The 20,439-nt window shown below is 51.8% G+C and carries 22 protein-coding genes and 3 pseudogenes; 5 read left to right on the top strand and 20 right to left on the bottom strand.

Annotated elements, in window-relative coordinates; genetic code table 11:
• Positions 1-2 precede the first annotated feature (2 nt).
• The gene (locus DKB62_RS07920) at positions 3-1,667 is read right to left on the bottom strand and encodes a ShlB/FhaC/HecB family hemolysin secretion/activation protein (RefSeq protein WP_107195471.1); all 1,665 of its coding nucleotides are present in this window, start codon (positions 1,665-1,667) and stop codon (positions 3-5) included.
• A 296-nt stretch (positions 1,668-1,963) separates the two neighbouring features.
• Complete coding sequence (locus DKB62_RS07915) at positions 1,964-3,040, bottom strand: IS30 family transposase (RefSeq protein ID WP_115759886.1); 1,077 nt, start codon at positions 3,038-3,040, stop codon at positions 1,964-1,966.
• Between the two features lie 226 nt (positions 3,041-3,266).
• Here DKB62_RS07915 and DKB62_RS07910 point away from each other — a divergent pair, with 226 nt between their 5' ends.
• The gene (locus tag DKB62_RS07910; protein ID WP_115759894.1) at positions 3,267-4,958 is read left to right on the top strand and encodes a winged helix-turn-helix domain-containing protein; all 1,692 of its coding nucleotides are present in this window, start codon (positions 3,267-3,269) and stop codon (positions 4,956-4,958) included.
• Positions 4,880-5,560 carry a LuxR family transcriptional regulator gene (locus DKB62_RS12595; RefSeq protein WP_240320092.1) on the top strand — a complete coding sequence of 227 codons (681 nt, stop codon included), beginning with the start codon at positions 4,880-4,882 and terminating at the stop codon, positions 5,558-5,560. Before DKB62_RS07910 ends, DKB62_RS12595 begins: the two co-directional genes overlap by 79 nt.
• A 192-nt stretch (positions 5,561-5,752) precedes the next feature.
• Here DKB62_RS12595 and DKB62_RS07900 read toward each other — a convergent pair.
• From DKB62_RS07900 to DKB62_RS07870, 5 genes and pseudogenes are all read right to left on the bottom strand, one after another.
• Positions 5,753-6,346: pseudogene (locus DKB62_RS07900) on the bottom strand (ISL3 family transposase).
• 145 nt (positions 6,347-6,491) lie between these two features.
• Positions 6,492-6,938: a hypothetical protein gene (locus DKB62_RS12690; RefSeq protein ID WP_198643436.1), complete on the bottom strand. Its 447-nt coding sequence runs from the start codon at positions 6,936-6,938 to the stop codon at positions 6,492-6,494.
• Positions 6,939-7,046: 108 nt separating this feature from the next.
• On the bottom strand, positions 7,047-7,322 hold the full coding sequence (locus DKB62_RS07880) for a hypothetical protein (RefSeq protein WP_095629274.1): 276 nt from the start codon (positions 7,320-7,322) through the stop codon (positions 7,047-7,049).
• A gap of 179 nt (positions 7,323-7,501) precedes the next feature.
• A pseudogene (locus DKB62_RS07875) lies at positions 7,502-7,915 on the bottom strand (MFS transporter); the annotation flags it as partial.
• A gap of 15 nt (positions 7,916-7,930) precedes the next feature.
• Positions 7,931-8,668, bottom strand: a complete 738-nt coding sequence (locus tag DKB62_RS07870; protein WP_107195303.1) for an MFS transporter — start codon at positions 8,666-8,668, stop codon at positions 7,931-7,933.
• Positions 8,669-8,784: 116 nt separating this feature from the next.
• Between DKB62_RS07870 and DKB62_RS12810 the strand changes: the two genes are divergently transcribed.
• From DKB62_RS12810 to DKB62_RS07860, 3 genes and pseudogenes are all read left to right on the top strand, one after another.
• A complete protein-coding gene (locus tag DKB62_RS12810; RefSeq protein WP_232818725.1) occupies positions 8,785-8,904 on the top strand; it encodes a LysR family transcriptional regulator in 120 nt (39 codons plus the stop codon).
• A pseudogene (locus DKB62_RS12960) lies at positions 8,898-8,942 on the top strand (hypothetical protein); the annotation flags it as partial. The gene DKB62_RS12810 and the pseudogene DKB62_RS12960, both read left to right, overlap by 7 nt.
• Before the next feature lie 63 nt (positions 8,943-9,005).
• Positions 9,006-9,698 (top strand): LysR family transcriptional regulator substrate-binding protein, encoded by a 693-nt coding sequence (locus tag DKB62_RS07860; protein ID WP_107195304.1) that lies wholly within the window; start codon positions 9,006-9,008, stop codon positions 9,696-9,698.
• A 187-nt stretch (positions 9,699-9,885) separates the two neighbouring features.
• On the opposite strand, the gene DKB62_RS07855 is transcribed toward DKB62_RS07860, so the two are convergent.
• From DKB62_RS07855 to DKB62_RS07795, 13 genes are all read right to left on the bottom strand, one after another.
• Positions 9,886-10,758: an aldo/keto reductase gene (locus DKB62_RS07855; protein ID WP_087477295.1), complete on the bottom strand. Its 873-nt coding sequence runs from the start codon at positions 10,756-10,758 to the stop codon at positions 9,886-9,888.
• A 191-nt stretch (positions 10,759-10,949) separates the two neighbouring features.
• Positions 10,950-12,161: a DUF819 family protein gene (locus DKB62_RS07850; RefSeq protein ID WP_107195305.1), complete on the bottom strand. Its 1,212-nt coding sequence runs from the start codon at positions 12,159-12,161 to the stop codon at positions 10,950-10,952.
• 106 nt (positions 12,162-12,267) lie between these two features.
• Positions 12,268-12,636 carry a 50S ribosomal protein L7/L12 gene (gene rplL, locus DKB62_RS07845; RefSeq protein WP_087477293.1) on the bottom strand — a complete coding sequence of 123 codons (369 nt, stop codon included), beginning with the start codon at positions 12,634-12,636 and terminating at the stop codon, positions 12,268-12,270.
• 52 nt (positions 12,637-12,688) lie between these two features.
• Positions 12,689-13,246: a 50S ribosomal protein L10 gene (gene rplJ / locus DKB62_RS07840; protein ID WP_087477292.1), complete on the bottom strand. Its 558-nt coding sequence runs from the start codon at positions 13,244-13,246 to the stop codon at positions 12,689-12,691.
• Positions 13,247-13,424: 178 nt separating this feature from the next.
• A complete protein-coding gene (gene rplA, locus DKB62_RS07835; protein ID WP_107195306.1) occupies positions 13,425-14,141 on the bottom strand; it encodes a 50S ribosomal protein L1 in 717 nt (238 codons plus the stop codon).
• 63 nt (positions 14,142-14,204) lie between these two features.
• Positions 14,205-14,630 (bottom strand): 50S ribosomal protein L11, encoded by a 426-nt coding sequence (gene rplK / locus DKB62_RS07830; RefSeq protein WP_087477290.1) that lies wholly within the window; start codon positions 14,628-14,630, stop codon positions 14,205-14,207.
• A gap of 89 nt (positions 14,631-14,719) precedes the next feature.
• Entirely contained in the window at positions 14,720-15,262 is a 543-nt protein-coding gene (gene nusG / locus DKB62_RS07825; RefSeq protein WP_087477289.1) for a transcription termination/antitermination protein NusG, read from the bottom strand.
• A 16-nt stretch (positions 15,263-15,278) separates the two neighbouring features.
• Positions 15,279-15,506 (bottom strand): preprotein translocase subunit SecE, encoded by a 228-nt coding sequence (gene secE, locus DKB62_RS07820; RefSeq protein ID WP_087477288.1) that lies wholly within the window; start codon positions 15,504-15,506, stop codon positions 15,279-15,281.
• 49 nt (positions 15,507-15,555) lie between these two features.
• Positions 15,556-15,705 carry a 50S ribosomal protein L33 gene (rpmG, locus tag DKB62_RS07815; RefSeq protein ID WP_087477287.1) on the bottom strand — a complete coding sequence of 50 codons (150 nt, stop codon included), beginning with the start codon at positions 15,703-15,705 and terminating at the stop codon, positions 15,556-15,558.
• 278 nt (positions 15,706-15,983) lie between these two features.
• Positions 15,984-17,279 carry a CitMHS family transporter gene (locus tag DKB62_RS07810; protein WP_107195307.1) on the bottom strand — a complete coding sequence of 432 codons (1,296 nt, stop codon included), beginning with the start codon at positions 17,277-17,279 and terminating at the stop codon, positions 15,984-15,986.
• Positions 17,280-17,313: 34 nt separating this feature from the next.
• The gene (locus tag DKB62_RS07805) at positions 17,314-18,492 is read right to left on the bottom strand and encodes a CaiB/BaiF CoA transferase family protein (protein WP_095629268.1); all 1,179 of its coding nucleotides are present in this window, start codon (positions 18,490-18,492) and stop codon (positions 17,314-17,316) included.
• A gap of 16 nt (positions 18,493-18,508) precedes the next feature.
• The gene (locus tag DKB62_RS07800) at positions 18,509-18,829 is read right to left on the bottom strand and encodes an AtuA-related protein (protein WP_087477283.1); all 321 of its coding nucleotides are present in this window, start codon (positions 18,827-18,829) and stop codon (positions 18,509-18,511) included.
• A 4-nt stretch (positions 18,830-18,833) separates the two neighbouring features.
• Positions 18,834-20,192: an acyclic terpene utilization AtuA family protein gene (locus DKB62_RS07795; protein WP_107195308.1), complete on the bottom strand. Its 1,359-nt coding sequence runs from the start codon at positions 20,190-20,192 to the stop codon at positions 18,834-18,836.
• Positions 20,193-20,439 lie beyond the last annotated feature (247 nt).

The following is a 20,439-nucleotide window of genomic DNA, read 5'->3' as shown; positions in this document are numbered from 1 at the left end:
CGTTAGAATTGACTGTTGAAGGAAAAGTGGACGCGGGCCCGGCTTTGTTCCTCATCGTTGATCGTGCGGATGAGGGGGAAACCCATGCCGACGTTGACCGACATGTGGTCGCCGATAGCCGTCTTGATTCCGAAGCCCGTGCCGACGAGGAGCGTATCGTCGTAGGCGCTTTCGCCCCAGACGCGGCCTCCGTCGAGGAAGATGTAGGCGTTGGTCTTCTTGGACGACGTGAGGGGAACGGTGTATTCCACGCTTCCCATGACGCCGCTGTCGCCGCCGAGCAGGCTTTCCGTATAGCCGCGGACGCTGTACATGCCGCCGATGTAGAATTGCTCAGCCGACGGCAGGTATTGGGTGCTGCTGAGCTGCCCGTCCAGACGGGCCGTAATCATCTGTCCCGACGGAAAGGCCTTTTGATATAAGGTATTGAAGTAATATTTGCCGAAATGCTGCGTGTTGCCGGCGATGTCGTCGTAATCACCGACGCGGTAGGCGTGCTTCTGATAGAAAATCGTCGTCCGGCCGTAGTCGATCTGGTCGAAGAACAGGGACCAGCCCTTGACGGTGTCGTCGATCCAGTGCATGCCCATGAAGTCGGTTTTCGAGTTTTGGTAGCCGTATTCCAGTCCCATTTCGGATTTCACCGTTTCCGTCGTTAGAATGGGCTGGGTCAGGGAAATGCCGTAGGCATAGGAATGGCCCTTGACATCCAGGTCTTCCAGAGGCCCGTCCGTAATGTGGACGCTGTTGGTGCTGTAGTTGAGGCCCAGCTTCGTCCCATTGCGGTTGATGGGAAGGGAGTAGGACAGGCCGAAGGATTTCGTACCTTCGGAAAAGACCGAGGTCATCATGAGGGAATCGCGGACTCCCGTCAGGCTCCGATCCTGCCATAACATGCCGCCGCGGTACAGGCCGCTCGTCTCGCTGCCGGCGTTGTCGGAAAAGAGGCCGAAGACCTGCTGCTGCGGCTCGTAGGCCGTAATGACGTAGTCCGTCGTGCCGTAGGTCTCGCCAGCTTTCATGGCGATGCGCAGCTGGGCGTCGTTCGTCGCGTTGAACCGCAGGAGATCCTTATTGACGTCGGAAATATTAGTTATCTTTCCTTCTTCAATAGCGACGCGGTTTCGAATGTAATCTTCCCTCGTCGAGTTGTTTCCCTGTACCGTTACGGCGCCGGTCTTGCCTTCGACGACGCTGATATGGACGACGCCGCCCTTAATGGTCTGCGGGGCTAAGTAGGCCCGGCAGGTCATGTAGCCTTTTTCGCTGTACAGTTCGTTGATCTGTTCTACGATAGTATATAAGTCCTGTATGGAGACTTCCTTGCCGATATAGGGCGCTGTCACGGCCTGTATTTCCTCGCCGCTCAGCACGGCCGATTCGTCGACGATAATGTCGTTCAGCTGAAAGCGAACGGCTTTCGACGTGTCTTCCGGCGTCGTCTCCCGTTGGTCCTCTACCTGGCTCGCTTCGCGGCCTTCGGAAATGCGCTGCATCGTCCGCTGCCATTCCAGGTATTGGCGCGTGCGGCTCAGCTGTACGCCCGAATCGTTCATCCCGCCCAACACGCTTGCCGGCGGCAATTCGGCAGCCCATGCGTGACCCCCAAGGAGCACGCTGGAGGCAATGATAACTGATATATATTTAGTCCAGACTTTCATCGTCATGTAACCCTCCTGTTTCTATGGTCTTTTTATCGTATTTTTATTCTTTATAATAACTTTTTATGCGTCATACAAAACTTTTTGCCAACTGCTCCGCAGTTCGTGCAGTCATATACTTTTTCAACTTATATTATAAAGGAAGGTACTAAGGTAAATATATTATACAAAAGTATATACTTTAATAAAAAACGAGCTCCGGCGAATTTCTTTCTCTCTTTTCGCACAAAGCTCATTAAATATTTATAAAATTGTGAAAAGTATATTTTGGTAAATTGCAAGTTGAATTTGAACAACCATAATCAGGAAACACACTCACTAGCATAAACTTCATCGAGGAATGCATCAAATAGCTCTGACGGCGTATGGTAGCCCAAAACACGCCGTGGGCGCTGGTTCAGCGTATCTGCCATGTTCAGGATATCCTCATCAGAGAACCGCTCCATGGACATGCCCTTTGGGATGAAATCCCTCAGCAGGCCATTGTGGCGTTCGTTCTGAGCCCGCTCCCATGAGCTGTACGGATGTGTAAAGTATATCTTAGTACCGAGGCTCTCGAACTGCGATAAGTTCTCAAACTCTGGACCGTTATCGGCCGTCATCGTCTTAAAGATCTGGCTGAAGTACTCTGCGCCATATCGCTCCTGCAACTGTGCAAGAGCAGCTTCAACGCCGGCGCAGGTACGTCCAGGAATTCGGATAGCGATGTAGTTGCGCGTAACCTTTTCAACAGCGGTGAAGACTACTGCTTCACGACCTGCGCGCCGACCAACGACCGTATCCACTTCCCAGTGGCCCATCTCGGTACCATCATCGACGACGGCAGGACGTTCCTCAATGGAGCGACCCTTCATACGTTTGTTCTTACGCACCCATTTGCGGCGGCGTTTGTGCTTCAAGACCTGCGGTACCTCGAAGAGTGACAGTGGAAGTTTGTTAGCCCAAAGCATGTTGTAGAGCGTCTTGGTACAGGGAATCTGTTCCGGAGTAAATAGCTTATTTCGCCTAGCATAGCCAACGCAGGCATCCAGTGACCAGCGTTCCTGGCGGACTCGTTCCACCATCCATTGGATAAACAGCTCGCAGTCGTCATGATCGATTTTACAAGGCTTCCTGGAGTTCTTGCGATTCTCTGCATAAGCCTTCTGACCGCGCTTTGCCATATACTGAGGGGCACGACCGTGCTTGCTTTTCCGATCCGGCGTTCCACGCCGAAGTTCATAGAAAACAGTCGTATGAGCACATCCTACTGCAGCAGCGATGTTGCGAAGGGAAAGCCCCTGGCGATGCAGGGCCTGAATCATGCCACGTTCCTCCAAAGAAAGATGGCGGCCGGGTGTACGTACGTCCTCAATTGTGTTAGAATGGATGTGATCCATAGTGATTGCTCCTTTGTTGATGATTTCTCGCAAAACCATTTTAACATGAAGCTTCACTATGGATTTTTGTTTTTTTGATTACCTGTTCAAATTCATTTTACAATTAACCAAAAGTATATTTTCCAGGACCTTATTCCGTATTATAATGTAATTACTTGCAGTTTTTCCCATGTGTTTCGGGGTGTTTCCATGAATCTATCTATCTGCCTATGAAGGGGGTGCTTGCATGATGACGGAAGAAGCGCTTATATTGCAGCTAAGCAAACGAATTATGACGGCGTATTTTGAAGAACTGGACTTGACGCCGCTCTTTTCTCATTTATCGGACGACGTCATCTGGGCCGGCGCGGGAAAGCATATGCAGCTCACAGGCTATGAAGCCGTCACGGAGGCCCTCCGCCGCGGCCACAGCCAGCGCGTCCCCTGCCGCATCAGCAACGAGGAGTACACCGTCCGCCCGCTGAGCGATACGACGTGGCTCTGCCAGATTTGCTCCGACATCACGACGGACCCGTCCTGCAACATGTTTATCCACGAATACCAGCGCTGCGTCTTTATTTTTCAAAAAACACAGCGTAATGACGGTTGGGAAATCATCTATCTGAATAATTCCATTGCGTATAACCGTCTGAACGATCAGGAGCTGTTCGCCGCCGAGTACGGTATGCACAACTTCCAGCAGCGCGCCGAAGCCGATGGAGAAAACGTCCTGACGACGCAGGACAAGTACCAGCTGTACAGCTACATAAAACGAAATGCCTTTGCTAATCTCGACGCAGCGGGAAAAAATCTCTTTCTGGCCCTGTCCCTCTTTCCATCCTTTACGGGAGAGCTGGCGTCCTATGTGATGGATTCGCCCCGCGCCAAGGATCTTCTCGACGCCGAGGTGGAACGAAATCCCTTCTTATATTTCGATTACCATGACGGGACCTATTCCTTCCATCCCCTGCTGGCCTCGTATCTGCACTATGTCTTTTCACGGAAAAGCCGCCGCTGGCAGCAGGCGCAGCAGCTCCGGGCGGCGCACTGGTACCTGCAGGAAGGCGACTATAAACAGGCCATCGTCCTGGCCCGCCGCGCTGGCGACTACGACACGGTCCTGACGGCGATCGAGCAAGGCGGCCGGGAAAGCTTATACGGCTTCCCCCATGACGTCGCCGCCGATACGCTGCAGCATGCTTCCGCCGCAGAGCGGGCCGCTCATCTGGAAGGCTGCTTTTACTGCGTCTTATACGCCTTCCGCTGCGGCAAGCGGCTCCTCGCTGTCAAATATCTTTCCGTTCTGGCGGACTGCGTCGAGACGGAATTCGCCGACGCCGCCCAGCGCCTGTACTACGCGGCCTATGCCGAGGTGATGAAAGGTTTCTGCTCGTACCCGGATCTTTCCGCTATGACGAAGCACGTCCAGCGCGCCCGGGAGCTTCTCCCGTCGCCGCACGACCTCATCCTGCCATGGACCTTCGGCTCGCCGTCGCCATTGTCCCTCTATCATTCCCTGCCGGGGCAACTGGAACAAACGGCGGAAGGGCTGCGGCAATTTACCGCTTCTTATATACGGCTGATACACGCCGACGCCTTTCCGGTCCAGACCGATTTTATCCGCGGCGAATACGAATACCTGACGGGACGTCTCGACGAAGCGGAACAAACGCTGGCAAAATACGTTCATGCCAATTCTATCGTGCCGAAATGCATTTCCCACCTGCAAACGGCCCATTTTTATTTAGCCCGCCTAGCCCTTTGCCGCGGCGACGCCGCAGGGCTGCAGAAAGAAATACAGCGTCTGCACTCGCTGAAGCTCCAGGTCTACCCGCAATGCGGCACGGCTGTAAAGCACCTGTGCGAAGCCTTCCTCCAGTCGATGCTGAACAGTTCGTCGGCTTCTGTGCCCTTATACACCTCACCCCCCCCCCGATAGACGTAAATGGCTGTTATTATCCCATCGCGCCGATAGCCGCCGTCATACAGGATAAGGTCCTGCTGAGCCGCGGAGAATTTCCTCAGCTCCTGCTGCAGGCGACGGAACATTATAAAACGGCTATGGCCTCGCAGTACATATTGCCGGCGATTTACGAATCGATTCTTCTCGCCTGCGTCTACGAGCACGCCGGCAACATAGACGGAGCAGCAACGGCATTAAAACAGGCCGTCGCGCTGGCCCAGCCCGACCATCTCGTCATGCCCTTCGCCGAACACGCCGAATACCTGCCGCAGGCGATGGAACAGCTCCGCTCCGACGCGGCGGCAGCGCCCTTTATCGAACAGGTGCAGGGCCTTTCCCTAGCCGAGCCGTTGGCGGCGCTGCGCACGGCTCTCGCGAAGCCGTCCCTGCCCTTATCCAAGAGGGAACAAGAAGTCGCCGCCATGGTCGCTACCGGCCTGACCAACAAGGCCATCGCCGGTCAATTAAACATCGCCGAAGTGACCGTAAAGAAAACGCTGAGCCAAATATACAAAAAGCTGGGCATTACCAACCGCGCTGCCTTGTCGCATTACATGTCCCATCATCCGATGAGCTGACATATTGCAAATTTCTTCACACTCATTCAAATAAGCTAACAAATACACGAAATCAGCAAACGATTTCAGCAAATTTGTTAGCTTATTTTTGGTTCTTTGTCAAATGTTGAGGTATCTGCTCTTGTTACAATGTTTTGCGTCTCATTCCCGCTTGTTAATTAGGCTATATATCAAATTCGTTTTTTAAACCGACTATAGCTTCGAATCCCCAAGCTGGTTCGTTTTATTATTGTTGCACCCTTCTGTATACCCATTGGACCATGGGTATTTCAGGGCATTTACAATCTTCTCAAACCAGTCTGTAAACGATTTTTGCAGCGATTGAAATTCTTCCAGGTCAGCAGACCGGACTAATTCCAGCCAGTCCTGCAGCACTGGTTCTGCATACGGAGTTCGCTTCATATCCAGTACCTTGTAAAAGGCTTCTTTGAGAGCGTACGCTTTCCGTAAATCCTCCGAATGCGACAGGATTTCCTCAAGGCACACCAGTTCGTCCGGCGTCAGCGTATGGCCGGCTTTCCGCAGAATCCGCTTATTCCGCTTAAAATAACGGTTTTTCTTGGGAAATGATTTCTGGATCCGCTTACGTACCCGTTCCATGGCCTACAGCACCATTCGGACGATATGAAACCGGTCGCATATGATGACAGCATTGGGAAAGACCGCCTGTACAACTTTCCGGAACAGGTTAGACATATCCATGATAACCCAACGCACCCGGTTTCGTTGTTTCTGTAGGAACGAACGGAAATACTTGATGATATCCTGCGTATTCCTATTTGTCAATGTATTTTTATGAATTTATCGCATATTTTTCACCCTTAGTAAAAACGGGCAATCTGCAGTCGGAACGACAAAAAACCTCTCATCGCAACCTATTAGTTAACAATGAGAGGTTTTGGCAAAAATATAGCTATACTCCCTCCCCCTATTATCGCCGCGGCGGAGGAGGCGGCATGGGCGGCGGGATGGGGCGAATGGGCCTCGGTTTTGGAATTTCCGGCGGCTGCGGCGGCGGAATGGGATGCCGCGGACTCAGAGACGGCGGCTTAGGTGCCGGCTGGGGGCTGTCCGGCCGCGGCGCAGGCGGCGGTGAAACCGGAGGGGGCGGCGGCTGGGGAGGCCGTCCCGGATGAAGCGCTGGCGGAGGCGGCATCGGCGGCGGTATAGGCCGAATAGGCCGCGGCGCAGGAATAGGCGGAGCTGCCGGAGGCGCAGGCGGCGGGGGAAGCTGTCTCGCCCGCAGTACCGTCATATAGGCGCTGCCCTTTCTCGCCGCATTATCTTGTCCGGCAGCTTGGGCCAAAAGAGCCGGCGCGCTCCACAAGACGGCGACGCAGGCTGCGGCGGCAAGATATGCGGCCATTCGTTTCGACATGACGCACCTCTCCTTTCAAAAATATTTCATAACGCAGCGTATGCCAAAAACGACAGAAAGCTCTCTGCGAAATTCCTGTCGTTTTCAGCATGTACCTCATGCATCCCCTTAGCGATGATGACGCGGCGGGGGCGGAGGCGGCATAGGCCGGCCGGGCTTATGCGGTTTCGGTTTTGGCTTCTTAACTTTTTTAGGCGGTTTCGGTTTCTTTTTCGGCGGCGGCGGAGGCCCCGGATGATGAGGACGAGCCTTGAACTCCGTCAACTGCGCGCCTGTAAAGCTCATATCGCCAAAGGAATTTGCCTGAGAAGCCATTGCAAAGGTCGGAGCGCACAACGCGCCGACAATAGCAGCTACGATAATAGACCGTTTCCAAATGCGCATATCGAATATCCCTTCTTCGTACTTCAATTTCTTGTCTTAATTGTATCACAAAATAGCCTCGATTCAATCCATTTTGTGTCACAGTTTCTTTACAATTTCGTTGCAAATTAAAATATATCCCTCGTCATTCTTTCGTAAATACTTTCTAATCCCCTATACACTTAAAAATAGACATTTCTCTATACAGCCGCTCTTTTCCCATGAACGGCATAATACAAGACAATGCAGAACAGAATAACGATGGCTGTCATCTTATACAATCCGGCATACCCAGTATACGGTATGGCCGCCCCCAACACATAGGAACCGACGCCCATGCCGATATCAAATAAGGACATAAACGTAGCCGTCGCGACGCCGATACGGGAGGGCGCGGCGACTTTGACGGCAATCGCCTGCGCCGTCGGCATAAACGAACCATATCCCAGGCCAACGAAGGCGGCGGAAAGCAATAAAACGAGAGCGCTTTCCGCCTGACTCAAAAGGGCCATGCCGGCAGCAAAGGACAGGAGAAGCGGATACATCACATAATTTTCCCCGCGATTGTCGAGAAGGCGTCCCATAAACGGACGGGATAAAAAAATACAGACGGCGTATACGAAAAAATACTATGCGCCGGCCTCGGTCAAACGCGCCTCTTTTACGAAGGAGGTCAAAAAGCTTACCAGCCCGGAATAGGACATGCCGATGATAAGGCCTAGCACGCCGATTGGCACGGCAGCCGGCTCGACATATTTCCGCCAAAAAGAGCCTTTATTCTTCGCCGGTTCATAAGACGGCAGCATGGGAGTCCGAAGAAGAACGGCAAGCCCTATGTTTATGCCGCACAGAGCCATGCACAAAAGCATGTCGGCCGTATACAAGCCGTATCGCTGAAACCACATACCCAAAAAGGGCCCTGCCGCCGTTGCTAAAATAACGCTCAGCGTGTAGTACCCAATACCTTCTCCGCGGCGCGACACCGGCGTCAAAGCAGCCACCAAGGTGCCCGTAGCAGTAGACACCACGCCGAACCCAAAGCCCTGCAGGATACGAACACCATACAACGCCGTCACAGAAGAGATGACGACATACATTGCCGAAGCCGCAAAAAAGATAAGACCTCCTATATACAGCAAGGGTTTCAAACCCAGCCATACGGCACACCGTCCTGCGGCGATGCACCCGGCAAAGCCGGAGAATACAAAAATACCGGCGGCTAACCCGGCCTGACTGGCCGTCGCCTGCAAAAAGGTCATCGCATATTCCACTACGATAATAGTAAACAAGAAAAAGACCATGTATACATTAAAATTGATAAAAAAATTGACGATAAAGTCCTTCGTAAAAATCCGATCCCTATCCATGACACGTTCTCCTCTCGTCAGTATCCAAAGACATATGGTATTATAGAATAGAAAATATATAATTTAAAATACATAAATCCTTATATAATATGTCTGTAAAAGCATAAGGAGAACCTATGGAACTACTGCATTTATCCTATTTCCAAACCATTGCCCGCTTAGAAAGCCTGACGCAGGCCGCCGACGTGCTCCACGTATCGCAGCCGTCTCTCAGCCGTCTCTCAGCAAAATATTAAAACGTCTGGAAACGGAGCTCGGCTATCCCCTTTTCGACAGACAAGGCAAACGGCTGCGGCTAAACGACGGCGGACTCTTGTTTTTATCTTACGTAAACCGCATGTTTGCTGAATTAGAATCGGGAACAAAGGAATTTCAAGCCTACGCCGCGCAAAAAGCCGAGCGTCTCCGCATCGGCGCCGCTTCGTCCCGTCTCCTGCCTCAAGCGCTGACGACGTACGCGGCGCGGCATAGGCAGGGGCAATTCTGTATACGCCAAATCATCGAACCTAGAGAAATGGAAGAGCAGCTGTTGGGCGGCCGGATAGATTTCTGCCTATCCTTTCAACCCTTGCGCCATGCCCAAATATACAGCGTTAAGCTGACCGACGAAGATATTTTTCTCGCCGTATCGCCTCGTCATCCCTTAGCCCGCCGCCCCTTCGTCGACTTGGCCGAGGTAAAGGACGAGCCGTTTATTACGCTGACCAGCGAATGCGGCCTCTATGAAACATCTCTGGCCTTCTGCCGCGATGCCGGCTTCATCCCGACAGTCGCGTTTGAAATCAACAGTCTCGAAGTCATCGCCAACCTGGTCAGCGCGGATCTCGGCGTCGCCTTTGTCCCCGCCTTCGGCTCCGAATCCCTGAGCCAAAGCATTACGCGCCTTCCTAGCAGAACGCCGACATGCCGCCGCGGCATATGGCTGTCGTATAAAGCCTTATGGCAGCCGTCGCCGCAGCAAGAACAATTCCGCACGTTCTTACTACATTACTTCTCCGGCCCCGCGCCGGATAGCTCCGTCGTCTATTGACGAGCGCCGAAGGGGCCGTTATACTAAGCGTTGGCAAAAGGATGAAATCACAAATTCATAAGCACAGCGAAAAAGCCACAGGCTGCATCCTGCGGCTTTTTCTATTCCGAATAAATTGAATACGCGTCTTCAAAAAACAGCGCTCTCCCAAGGGAAGGCGCTGTTCTTTTTCATACTACGTGTGCCGTTATTCATGAAGCGAGGTGACGACGGGGTTATTCAGGAAATCGTAGACCCGTTTTACTTCACTGGGCCGCTCCGTATCGAGCATCTGCGGATGACCTAAATCAAGGGCGGCAATGCCCTTCATTTCATCCGCAGTCAGCTCGAAATCCCAGATGGCGAAGTTTTCCCGAATCCGTTCGGGCCGGACTGATTTAGCGATGCACGGCAACCCACTCTGGATTTCCCATCGCAGAATGACCTGGGCGACGCTCTTTCCGTGAGCCGCGGCAATCTCCTGCAATACGGGCTGGGTGAACATGCCGTTCATTCCTTCGGCGAAGGGAGCCCAGGCTTCGGCCTGCACGTTCAATTCTTCCATGACAGCTAATTCCTCTGCCCGCTGATAGAAGGGATGCCGTTCAATCTGGTTGACAGCCGGCGCGATGTCGGCGTTATAGCACAAATCCATCAGCCGGCTGCTGCTGAAATTGCTCACGCCGATCGCCCGAATCTTCCCTTCCTTATACAACTCTTCCATAGCCCGCCACGAGCCGTAATAATCGCCAAAGGGCATGTGCACGAGGTACAAGTCGAGGTAGTCCAGCCCCAGCAGGCGGAGCTGGCGGTCAAAGGCTGCCTTCGTCTTGTCATAGCCCATTTCGTGAATGTAGGCCTTCGACGTGATAAACAATTCGCTGCGGGCGACGCCGGACTGGCGAATTGCCTGGCCGACGGCTTCTTCATTTTGATACGAGCTGGCCGTGTCGATATGCCGGTACCCTGCGGCAAGAGCCGCCGCGACGGCCTCACGGCAAGGGGCTCCATTGGGAATCTGAAAGGTGCCGAAGCCCAGCACAGGCATAGACACGCCGTTGTTTAACAATACATATTCCATGTTCTCACCTTCCTGCATCGGTATACGTTTATTATACGTCTGGCCGCCGCCTTGTCTAATGCCTGCCCCGTATTTCCCAGCATACAAGTTTTCTATATCTTGCAGCTCCTGCGCAGCAACGCAGTACGACAAAACCCGCCGGCCCTAGAAAGGCGGCGGGTTTGTCATATACACATGTATCATTTATTTGATTACGCGCCTAATATGCTGCCGACGATAATACCTAAATAGGTTCCGATAACGTAGCCGAAGGTGCCGACCAGCATGGACGGGCCGACGAGCTTCGTCCATCCCTGGGAAATAGCCATGCCGGCAGCCGTCGTCGGGCCGCCAATATTGGCGTTGGACGCCAGGACGATGTCTTCCAGATTGAAGCGGAACAGCTTGCCGCCGACAAAGCAAAACAGCATGTTGACGACGACCATGAGGAAGCAGAAGGCAAAGAGCAGCGGCGCGTTTCTCAGGATTTCCGATATGGACGCCGGCACGCCGATGACAAAGAAAAAGAGGTAGATGAAATAGGTGCCGATTTCCTGGGCGCCGCTGATGGAGGCCACTTTTTTGTCGAAGAAAGTGGCGACGATCATGGAAATAAAGGTAATCCACACGTATTCGCTGCCGAAAAAGGTATTCGCCATGTGGAGAAGCCAGTTGTCCGCAGGGATGAGGGCGGACAGGGACGAGCCGACCCACTTGGATAAGGTCACGACGACGGCTGCATACATGACGTTTACGGCGATGTCCCGCAGGGAAATGTCCTTGCGGCTCCAATAGGCGGCGGCCAGCGTCTTGCCTTCATCGGCCTGCCCGCTTTGCTCTACGGCGTCGATATGGGGATGGGTAAAATAGCGGCGGAAAAAGGCGTTGCTTACGCATCCCAGCAGGACGAGGAAGTAAACGGCCATGGTGAGATTATCCGCTACGATCGTCGAGGACACCAACGTGCCGTCGGTCTTGAAGGCGTCGGCCAGGGCCACGAAGTTGACACCGCCGCCGATATACGAGCCGGTCATCATGGCCGCCACCTTGGGCAGCCCGTCTATCATGGAGCCGAAAATCGCCGTCCCCAGCAGGGCTCCGCAGATCGTCCCTGCCGAGCCGATGAGAAACACGAAGAGCATCCGCCCCGTTTCCCGCCAGATCTTCGTCATGTTGGCCTGGAGCAGCAGCAAGGGAATGGCCATCGGCACGGCGTATCCCCAGACGATGTCGTCAAACAAGGGCGCGTGCGTAGGCAGGACGCCGACGTTGACCAGCACCAGGGCGAGAATCAGGGCGATGACGGCTCCCGACACCTTCGAAGCCCAGGCATAGGTCTGTTCCAAATAAATCGACGCAGCGACGGACGCGCACATCACCGCCAGCAGCATCCACGTATTTTCAGGACTAATCAATGAATTCAATATCCGTTCCTCCTCCCTATGGTTAGGCCCTTACGAAACAGAGGCATAGAAAAACTCCCAAAACCCAACATCAGCGGGTCTTGGGAGCGTATAATTTCTTCTGAAATTATTTCAATTCAACAGTAGCGCCTGCTTCTTCCAATTTAGCTTTGAGAGCGTCAGCGTCAGCTTTGGAGAGGCCTTCTTTAACAGGGCTCGGAGCACCGTCAACGAGAGCTTTAGCTTCTTTCAAGCCGAGGCCCGTTACTTCGCGGACAACTTTGATTACGTTGATCTTCTTGTCGCCAGCGGAAGCGAGGATAACGTCGAATTCGGATTTTTCTTCAGCAGCAGCAGCGCCAGCAGCCGGAGCAGCAGCAACAGCTACGGGAGCAGCAGCGGATACGCCGAATTTTTCTTCCATTTCTTTTACGAGTTCGGAAAGTTCCAAAACAGTCATGTTTTCAATGGCTTGCATGATTTCTTCTTTAGTCATTTTAAAATACCTCCATAGTATCGATTTTTTTAATTAAAAGTTGTAATTTAGATTAAGCAGTTTCTTGTTCTGCTTTCTTAGCACGTACTGCGTCAAGCACATAAACCATATTGCGGATATTGCCCTGAAGTACGTTGACAAGACCGGAAATAGGAGCCTGCATGCTGCCGACAACCTTCGCGATAAGTTCGTCGCGGCTCGGCAGGTTTGCCAATGCGTCGACGGCTGCTGCATCGATGATCTGACCATCGGCAATACCGACTTTGACCGTCAGAGCTTCTGTTTTCGTTTCTTTGATGAATTCTTTTAAAATCTTAGCCGGAGCTACGGCGTCTTCCGTGGAATAGGCGATAGCTGTCGGGCCTTCGAGGAATTCAGATACCCCTTCGAAACCGATTTCGCTGGCGGCGATGCGAGTCAAGGTGTTTTTGATAACCTTGTATTCAACATTGCCTTCGCGGAATTTGCGGCGGAGCTTCGTAACGTCGGCTACGGTCAAACCCGTAAATCCAACGAATACAACACCCTGAGCTGCCTGCAGTTTTTCCTTCATTTCTTCAACGACAGCGGCTTTAGCAGGAGAAACCTGATGCTTTGCATACATAGACATTCCTTCGATACACCTCCTTGATTTGGATTTATATCGTCTTAGCAATAAAAACGGCCTCATTTCCATGAGGCCGAACTAGTCGTTATCAGTAGTACTCAATAATCTACTAGTTTTAGCCTCAGATGGCGGACTTGCGTCCATTATACATACCTTCAGTCTACAGCTAAGAGTGATATTATTATTGTTCGTCAGCTTTTACAATGCCTTTTACGCTGAACGGGTTGATATGGATACCAGGGCCCATCGTGGAGCTGACAGTGATCGTTTTGATGTACTGGCCTTTGGCACCCGACGGTTTTACTTTGACAAGCGTGTCGACGAGAGTCGTAAGGTTTTCGATCAATTTATTAGCGTCGAAAGACTTTTTACCGATAGGGGAATGAATATTGCCGGCCTTATCCGTACGATATTCAACCTTACCAGCTTTGCTTTCGGAAACAGCTTTTGCAACGTCCATCGTAACCGTACCGACTTTCGGGTTCGGCATTAAGCCTTTCGGCCCGAGGATTTTACCCAAACGGCCAACTTTGCCCATCATGTTCGGCGTAGCAATAGCTACATCGAAATCGAGCCAGCCGCCTTTGATTTTTTCAATCAGGTCGTCTGCGCCTACAAAATCAGCGCCGGCTTCCTGAGCTTCTTTTTCTTTATCGCCTTGAGCAAATACGAGAACAGTCTTCGTTTTGCCAATGCCATGAGGCAGAACCAAAGCGCCGCGAACCTGCTGGTCGGCATATTTCGGATCTACGTTTAAGTTTACAGCCAATTCGACAGTTTCGTCAAATTTAGCCGTATCCATCTTTTTCAAGATGTCGATGGCTTCAGCCGGTTCGTACAATTTGTATTTATCGTACATTTTAGCGGCTTCAGCATATTTCTTGCCTACTTTTGCCATGTCTTTTCCTCCTTAGTGGTTTAGCGGGGCCTAGGCCCCTTCCACGGGCAGGGAAATCGGAAATTAGTCTACGATTTCAATACCCATGCTGCGGGCAGTGCCTTCAATCATTTTCATAGCCTGTTCTACGTCGTTGGCGTTGAGGTCAGGCATCTTCGTCGTTGCAATTTCGCGGACTTTGTCGCGGCTCAGTTTTGCAACCTTTTTCTTGTTCGGTTCGCCCGAAGCTTTGTCAAGGCCAGCTGCTTTTTTCAACAATACGGCAGCGGGCGGTGTCTTTGTAATGAAGGTAAAGGATCTGTCTTCGTATACAGTGATTTCAACAGGAATAATGTAACCAGCCTGTTTCGCCGTACGTTCGTTGAATTCCTTTACGAAGGCCATGATGTTAACGCCAGCCTGGCCTAATGCAGGACCAATCGGAGGCGCCGGAGTTGCCTTGCCAGCTTCACACTGAAGTTTTACCATTCTTGCTACTTTTTTTGCCATGGTGATTTACACCTCCTCACATTACAAGATGTGGTACGCGAATCCTAATGATTCTCCCACTCGCGGCTTTCGCCGCATTTTAGAAGTATTTATTCCAGACTTTTCTCAATTTGAGAATAGTCGACTTCTACTGGAGTTTCCCGGCCAAACATATCGATAAGGCCTTTGAGGGTTCCTTTTTCTTCATTGATTTCCGTAATGGTCGCAATGAAGTTTTCAAAAGGACCGGATGTGATGCGGACCTGTTCGCCTACTTCAACGGAAATATGCGGTTTCGGTTCCGTGTCAAGATTCTGCGATTTCAGAATACTCTTAACTTCCTCCGGTTCCAAGGGAATAGGCTTCGTCGCCGAGCCTACAAACCCCGTTACGCCCGGGGTGTTGCGGACGACATACCAGGAACGGTCGTTGACTTCCATTTCGACGAGGACATAGCCGGGGAAAACCTTGCGTTTCACGGCGCGCTTTTTCCCGTCTTTGCCGACGTCGATTTCTTCCTCCATCGGGACGAGGATGCGGTTAATGACATTTTCCAATCCCATGGATTTAACTTTCCGTTCCAACGTAGCCATTACTTTATTTTCATAACCGGAATACGTATGGATGACATACCATTTTTTTTCAGATTCCATTTAAGCGCAGGCCTCCCTATCCGACAACGGCTCGAAGCAAATTAAACAACTGACCAAAAACGCCGTCGGCCACGCCGATAATCGCCATGACGACGATCGTCGCGACGATGACCATGACCGTGTAGTTTATCAGCTCTCTTCTCGTCGGCCAGATGACCTTTTTCAGTTCCACCTTAACGCCTTGAAAAAATGACTTGCCCGGATTCTTCTTATTCTTTTGTGCTGCTTTTTTTGAAAGTGCCATATAACCTCTCACACCCAAATAAGATTAAGCACATCTTATTCCATCAAAATTATTTCGTTTCTTTATGTACGGTTTGTTTTTTGCAGAACGGGCAATATTTTTTCAATTCCAAACGGTCCGGATTGTTTTTCTTGTTTTTGTTTGTCCGGTAGTTACGCTGTTTGCATTCTGTGCATGCCAATGTAATCGCTGTACGCATTCCCTTACACCTCTCTTAAAAATAGTCTGATACTACGCGCAAACCCAGTGCCTGCGCAAGACTGCCTTTATAAGATACCACACCTGTCAGGCTAAGTCAAGAAAATTTTACTGCAACTTAAAAAAGCTAGGCCTCATGTCGCCTAACTTTGTTTATCATACCATAAGAAGGCGGGTCTGTCAAATTTAGCAAGAAAAAAACTACCTTGTTTTCCGGCCAATACAGGAAACGGCTAAGTCGCGTGTATACCGGAAAACAAGGTAGTCATATTGTTCCAATCACAAAGGAATAACACCAGTGAGAATGGATACAAACAAGATAATTAAGGATACCAGCCAGGCCCAAATAAAGGTATGCTTTTGGTGATCTCCCAAATCAATACCTGTCAGGCCGATGAGCAAGAAGGTTGCCGGCGTCAGCGGCGACAAGGGAAAGCCCAGCGTCATTTGTCCGCAAATAGCGGCTCGGCCTAAATCTACGCCGGATAACCCGACCGTTTCGGCAGCTGTAGCTAATACGGGCAAGACGGCGAAGTAAAAGCTGTCCGGGTCGAACAGCAGGCTTGCCGGCATCGAAATAACGCCTATGACGACGGCGAAATGCGCTGCCAAGGACGGCGGCAGAATCGCCGCCAGCCCTTCGGCCATCGCGTGAAGCATACCCGTGCCCTTCATGATGCCGGTGAAAATACCGGCGGCAAATAAGACGCTTGCCATCATAAGGGCCGATTTTGCATGCATGTCAATGAGCTTGCTCTGCAGCTGCAGATTGGGATAATTGACAATCAAAGCGACGACTAGCGCGATCATGAAGCATCCTACCGGAGGCAGCGTTCCTTTCACCAGAGTTACTACCGTCACGATGATCAGCGCAATGTTAAACCAGAAGCACTTAGGCCGCCGCAGGGCCAGCTCTTCTTCCGACACCTGGCTCACGCTGAGATCCAAATGCTGCAGCGAAGCTCCCAGCCGCCTCCGTTCTTTTACTCCAAACATGACCGCAATAGCCGCGCCAGCCGCCATGCCGGCTGCTATAGGAATTACCATGGGGGAAAACAACTCCGTCACAGGCATTTCCAACGACGCAGCCGCGCGAAGCGTAGGCCCGCCCCAAGGAACAATGTTCATAGTCCCTGCTCCTAGAGCTACAATCGTCGCCAGCACCCGTTTATCCATCTGGAGTTTTTCAAAAACAGGCAGAATAGCCGGAATGACAATTAAAAACGTCGCCGCGCCGGAGCCGTCCAAATGGACTAACAGCGTGATAACAAAGGTGCCGACACAAATTTTTACCGGGTCCGTGCCTACGATGCTCATGATTTTATTGACAATTCGTTCAAAAACTCCGGCGTCGCCCATGATTGTAAAGAACAATACGGCAAATATGAACATCGCGCCTGTAGGAGCTACGATTTTAATCCCGTCCAGCATATACTTGCTCAAGGAACCGCCCTCGCCGATAGCCAGGCAGGCAATAATGGGAATCGCGATTAATGCCGACATAGTAGACAGCTTTTTCGCCATAATGGCGGCCAGCAGCACCAGGATCGTCGCAAAACCAACAATAGCCAGCATAATAGCTCTCCTTTCTTACGGAAAGTACGTATGATTATTTGACAAAATAGGCAATGTCATCTTCTTTCATATTCAATACGTCGCGCAAAACGGACTGCGTGTCCCGGCCCAAGGTAGGCGCTTTTGCGTAACTGTACTCGTCGGCTTCCGTCATTTTGATAGGATTGCCCGTTACTTTCATCGTACCTTCAATAGGATGTTCTATTTCGCAAATCATCTTGCGCGCCTTGGCAATATGTTCGTCTGCAACGACATCCGAAACGTCGTGAATAGGAGCGCAGGGAATGCTGTGAGCCCGCAGAAGTTCAATAATTTCCTTTGCCGTATGCTGTTTTGTCCAGCTCGTCACCATATTGTGAAGAAGGTCTTTTTGATTGGCTCTGTCTTTATTGAGGGCAAACCGAGGGTCTGCCAGCCAGTCCTCATGGCCCGTCGCTTTGCAGAACCGTTCCCAAATCGCATCGTTTCCTACGCCGATGACGACCCATTTGTCAGAGCCTTCAAAGGAATCGTAAGGATAAATAAATTCATAACGGTTCCCGGAACGCTGCGGGATTCGTCCTTCTACCATGTAAATTTCCGTAATGGTTTCCATCGCGCTTACAGAGCAGTCTACCAAGCCAACGTCGACATATTCGCCGTGACCTTGGCTGTTGCGGCCCTGCAAAGCTGCCAAAATGCCAATGCAGCAATTTAATCCGCCCAACACGTCGCCAATCGCCGTACCCGTACGCGTCGGCGGCGAATCGGGCCAGCCGGTAACGCTCATCATGCCGCTCATAGCCTGGGCAATGATGTCGTACCCCGGCAGCAGGCGATAGGGGCCGGTCTGTCCAAATCCGGAAATAGAAGCGAAGACGATATTAGGATTCATCTTCTTAACTTCTTCGTATGAAAAACCCATTTTGGCAATCGTGCCGGGTTTAAAATTTTCTACGAATACATCGGACTTTTTAATCAGTTCCCGCAGTACATCCTTCGCCTTTTCATCGCGCAAGTTCAGTGCAACGCTTTTCTTATTGCGATTGAGGTTCGCGTAATAGGCGCTTATGTTTTTATCAAACGGAGGATAGGCGCGGCTGTCGTCGCCATGTTCCGGCGTTTCTATTTTGATAACTTCTGCACCCATATCGGCTAACAGCATCGTGCAGTACGGTCCGGAAAGTACACGGGTCAAATCCAATACGCGAATTCCTTCCAACGGTTTTGCCATAGTGGACACCTCCTGTTTATTCGTCGTCGACTTCAATGTACATGCGCAGCAGCGCCGCTTCCATGCATTTGCCCAGCGTGTCGAGGCGCAGGGAGCGCGTCGCGCCGCCGTCCAAGGCATGGTGCATGACGAAGTTGAAGCCGTCCAGCTGGGGCAAGTCGTAGCGTACGACGTCGCCGAAGACGAGTCCTTCAAAGTGGCGGCGCACGGCTTCCGCCGTCAGCTGCCGTTCCATGGCCTTATAATACTGAGGCTTGCGGGCGTAAATACAGATATTGGACGTATCGCTCTTATCGCCGCAGCGGCCGTGAGCTATATCTTTCAACTGAACTTTCATGACGTTAAACCTCCTCTACGTGCGTTTCCATCGTAATGGCGTCTCTGGGAATGAGCGTCGGCCACAGGGCGAATACTTCGCTGGGACGGGTACGGCCGCCGAAGAAGCAGCCTTGGGCCGGGCCGTTCAGGTTGCTGACGGCGGCGACTTCCGGCGTCAGTTTCAGGCCTTCTTCCTTCGTTTCCGTCATGATGGCGTAGCGGAGGACGACTTCGTTCAAATCGGCGTCGAGCTCCGGAGCCAGCGGGCCGTGGAGGGCGTTGACGCCTAAATAGCTGATATGGGTGCGGATGGCTTTCAGTCCCTTCATGGCCATGCGCTTGTCCAGAATATTAGCGGCCATCTTGGCTTTATCCAGCGCTCTCGGCCAGCTGTAGGGCAGGTAGGCAATATTGCGGTAGCCTTCGAGGTATCCGACGCAGAGCTTCAAAGTGTCGGGAGCAGGCTTGCCCGTTACGCCGCGGACGGCGACGTGGTCCCGTTCGATTTCTTCCAGCGTAATCTTGCTGAAATCGGCGACGACGTCGGGCGTAATGTATTGCGACGGGTCGTGGATTTCGTACATGAGCTGTTCCTTGACGGACTGGACCGTTACAAGGCCGCCGGTGTTCTTCGTCTTCGTCAGAACGAGGCTGCCCTTTTCGCTGACTTCGACGATGGGATAGCCTAAAAGCTCCGGACGTGGGACGTGTTCCCAGTCGTAGTCGTAGTTTCCGCCTGTAGCCTGGGCGCCGCATTCGCAGAGGTGGCCGGCCAGAATGCCCGTGGCCTTGGCGTCCCAGTCGTCGAGCTTCCAGCCGAATTCGTACAGGAGGGGCGCTTCAAACATAGCCGTATCGGTCGAGCGGCCCAGGATGATGATGTCCGCGCCGTCTTCCAGGCATTTGACGATAGGCTCTACGCCGTAATAGACGTTGGCGTTGACCATCTTCGGCAGGATGCCGTCGATATCTTCGCCCGTATCCATGTGCTGCATCTGGACGCCCTGCTCGCGAAGCTGGGGAATCTTTTCCCGCACGTCGTCGCCGAGGACGTAACCGACCTTCAGGTTGTAGCCGCCGGCTTTGACGACTTCCTTTACCTTTTCCACGCAGGCCTTTACGTTCATGCCGCCGGCGTTGGTAATAACCTTCGTCTTCTTTTCTGCCAGGTAGGGCAGCATGCCCTTCAGCGACGTGATGAAATCGCGGGCGTAGCCGGCTTCGGGCCGTTTTTCCTGCTGCCGCCGCATGATGGACAGGGTCAATTCCGCCAGATAATCGCAGCAAATATAATCTACGTTGTCTTCCTTCGCCATGATAATCGGCGCGTCAATCAGGTCTCCCCAAAAGCCCTGGCCGCCGCCGATGCGTATTGTCTTCATAGATGTACCTTCTTTCTGTCTTAAACTACATGTATTGTCGCGACGTAATGCTATCCAATAATAGCTTCGCCTATGTATATGAAATTTATATGCCAATATGTACTATATTCGCTATGCAACGTTACAAGGGTTCTCCACTTTTCGCATATACTCCGGCCTGATCGCCACTTTATAAGAGTGGCATTTTATTTCTACACAAAAAATCCTCCCGCGATACGAGTATAAACTGTATACTTGGGAGGATTTT

This window comes from Megasphaera stantonii, from assembly GCF_003367905.1.
In the GTDB taxonomy this organism is placed as follows: domain Bacteria; phylum Bacillota; class Negativicutes; order Veillonellales; family Megasphaeraceae; genus Megasphaera; species Megasphaera stantonii.
Note: the sequence above shows the minus strand (reverse complement) of the source record. Positions and strands in the feature narration are given on the sequence as shown.